This is a genomic window from Hugenholtzia roseola DSM 9546 (assembly GCF_000422585.1).
GTDB classification, from domain to species: Bacteria; Bacteroidota; Bacteroidia; order Cytophagales; family Bernardetiaceae; genus Hugenholtzia; species Hugenholtzia roseola.
Map to the genome: position 1 here is coordinate 1 of NZ_AUGI01000078.1, position 2,371 is coordinate 2,371.

Below are 2,371 nucleotides of genomic sequence, written 5' to 3' on the forward strand. Positions count from 1 at the left end.
CTCCTAACCTCTGGCTTCAATAAATAAGGCAAATTCTCAATCGCTACCGATTTGAAGCCCTGATAAGAGCTTTCATAGGGGTAATTTGTGTCAAAAATAAGCACTTTTTTTTGATGCTTTTTTTGATACAAAGCAATTTCTTTCAGCGAAGTGTAGGTTTTGCCGACCCCTTTCGCGCCTGCTACCACCATTAGCATGGGTTCTCTCATTACTTTTCGGGTTGTTTTTCGGGTTCTTTGTCCGATTTGTCTTTTTTAGGCTTTTCGTCTTTCTTCTCTCTTTCCTCGATGCTTTTTTTGATTTCGGAAAGGAATAACGCGTTTTGCGTGCGAATCTCGATTATTTTCAAAGCAAGTCCGCCCAATACGAACATGCAAACCATTGCCAACATAAATTCGGGCGATACATTCCACTGTTTAGCCTTCATGACCTCTTTTAGGGGGGCTTCTAAAAGTGGCATGGTATCTTCCAATTCCTCTTGCAATAACTCCAAATTGCTTTGGTTTAAGGCTCTCACGCGCTCCATTGTGCCTTCCGCAAGTGGAAAGGCTGCAATTTTGCCTTCGTCGATTTTTGAAAAGTGGTGCGCAATTTTGGGCAAGAACTTTTCGCCCAATCCTACCAAAGTTTTAGCCGAAATTTCGCCTAACTTGGCATTAAAAGGCTCTTGGGGTGAGGCTTCGGGGCTTGGCGTAAATTCAGGCACTTCAATGTCGGCTTGTTCCTGATTTGTCTGCTGCTGCTGTTCGCCTCCAAAATCGCGCTCGATTATTTCCTCCTGCAAAGGGCTTTCCTCTATCAAAAGGCTCGAAAAATCAGCAATCCCTGTCGGGGGCGGTGTTTTGTCTGGTTGCGGAAATACAGTAGAGTTGTTGCTTGATTCTATCATAGCAATTGAGAATTTGAAAATTTGCGGTCTTGTTTTTTAATAAAAATGTAATTTCCGATAGCCTTTTTTGGCAAAAAGCTAAATCGCGTTTGAAAAAGTGGGCTATTTCGCGCATGGACATGTAATCTGCCAAAAAAAACATAGCCAACGCCCTTGCATCAGAAAAAAGATGCTTTCGGCTCTCAAAAAATTCCTTTTCGGTAATTTCAAAATAAGCACATATTTCAGAAATGACTGCCTGCTGCACACTTTCGAGGTTTGTTTTGCCCTCGAAATGGTGCAATTTTTCGGCAAGATTCGACAAGATATTAGCCGTTTTGACTACGCCGTACTGCGCTATCAAACGGCTTAGGGCTTGGTCTAATTCTGAAATCATAGCCTAATTTGTTTGAAAATCGCGTTATCTGCCACAAAATTTAAGATAGAAACTTTATTTTTTTTGCCTTCTACTGCCTGCTGGGTAAGTAGCAAAAAAACATTTGCGCCCCTTTCGTTTTCCATGTCCGCAAAAAAAGAATTCAAAACCTCGCCCAAATCAATATTGAGCATCTCGACTGCCTGCCTAACCAACTTATCATCTTGCAAGGCTACGCCGATATATTCCGAAGCGGACATTTCAGAAACACAGTAATCTTTGCCCTGATGGTGCTGCCAAATAGATAGCACTACATCTTTCACCTCCTCGTTTGTGTGGCTCAAAAAAACGGCATTTTGAAGGGTAAATTTGAAATTCACGCCCTTTTCCTGCTCCAATTTGCGCAATGCAGACGCAAACTGTGCGCCTATCTGTTTAAAAATCAAATCTTGAAACATAAAGAAATAATTAGGGGTTAGTAACTATTTTATACATAAATTTTGGATAGCGTGCAATTCTAATCAGGCTATAATACTTCCCCTTATATCCGCCGTACTTTTCAAATTCTGAAAACAGTCCCGGTATTCCGAATTTAACCAAATCGTTATAGCTCACCTCTACGCCTGCATATTTGTAAAGGGTATCTATTTTGGCTTCCAAAAGGCTATAATTTGGGGTAGTTATATCCACTTCGCTACTGCTAATATTGGATACGCTTTCTGTATTCAATATTTCGGCTTCTTCCTGTGCAGGGGTAGGCTCTGATGTTTCTACGGATTGAGGGGGCAAAATCTGACTTTTGGCGAAATTTTGAAAAGCCTCGATTTTATTCGCAATGGCTTCGCTTGTCGGTACATATTCGGCATGGTAGCCTTTCTTTTCTTTTGCGGCTTTCCAAGCGTCTATATCCGCTTGTATGTGTGTGGGCAAATCGGCATATTTCAACCTATATTGAAATAAAGTCGATTCGTGTGGGTAGAATTTGGAACGCGCCATAAATATAATTTTTGTAAAAGAATTAGCTTTTTCTAAAAAAAATAGCTTTTGGTTTAAAAAGCAAATATATTGAAAAAGACGGACTTTTTCAAAAAACAAAGCCGAAAAAAAATTGGCTTTTTTTGGAAAAA

At 40.2% G+C, this 2,371-nt stretch carries 5 protein-coding genes; all 5 read right to left on the reverse strand.

What is annotated here, in order from left to right:
• The coding region (locus G500_RS22890; protein WP_035756802.1) for a DEAD/DEAH box helicase family protein at nucleotides 1-209 on the reverse strand (209 nt) is incomplete at its 3' end.
• Nucleotides 209-889, reverse strand: a complete 681-nt coding sequence (locus G500_RS0108105; protein WP_154657075.1) for a hypothetical protein — start codon at nucleotides 887-889, stop codon at nucleotides 209-211. The genes G500_RS0108105 and G500_RS22890, both read right to left, overlap by 1 nt.
• Complete coding sequence (locus G500_RS0108110; RefSeq protein ID WP_027002192.1) at nucleotides 816-1,265, reverse strand: hypothetical protein; 450 nt, start codon at nucleotides 1,263-1,265, stop codon at nucleotides 816-818. Before G500_RS0108110 ends, G500_RS0108105 begins: the two co-directional genes overlap by 74 nt.
• A complete protein-coding gene (locus tag G500_RS0108115; RefSeq protein WP_027002193.1) occupies nucleotides 1,262-1,702 on the reverse strand; it encodes a hypothetical protein in 441 nt (146 codons plus the stop codon). Before G500_RS0108115 ends, G500_RS0108110 begins: the two co-directional genes overlap by 4 nt.
• Before the next feature lie 10 nt (nucleotides 1,703-1,712).
• Complete coding sequence (locus G500_RS22895) at nucleotides 1,713-2,240, reverse strand: hypothetical protein (RefSeq protein ID WP_154657076.1); 528 nt, start codon at nucleotides 2,238-2,240, stop codon at nucleotides 1,713-1,715.
• Between the last annotated feature and the right edge of the window lie 131 nt (nucleotides 2,241-2,371).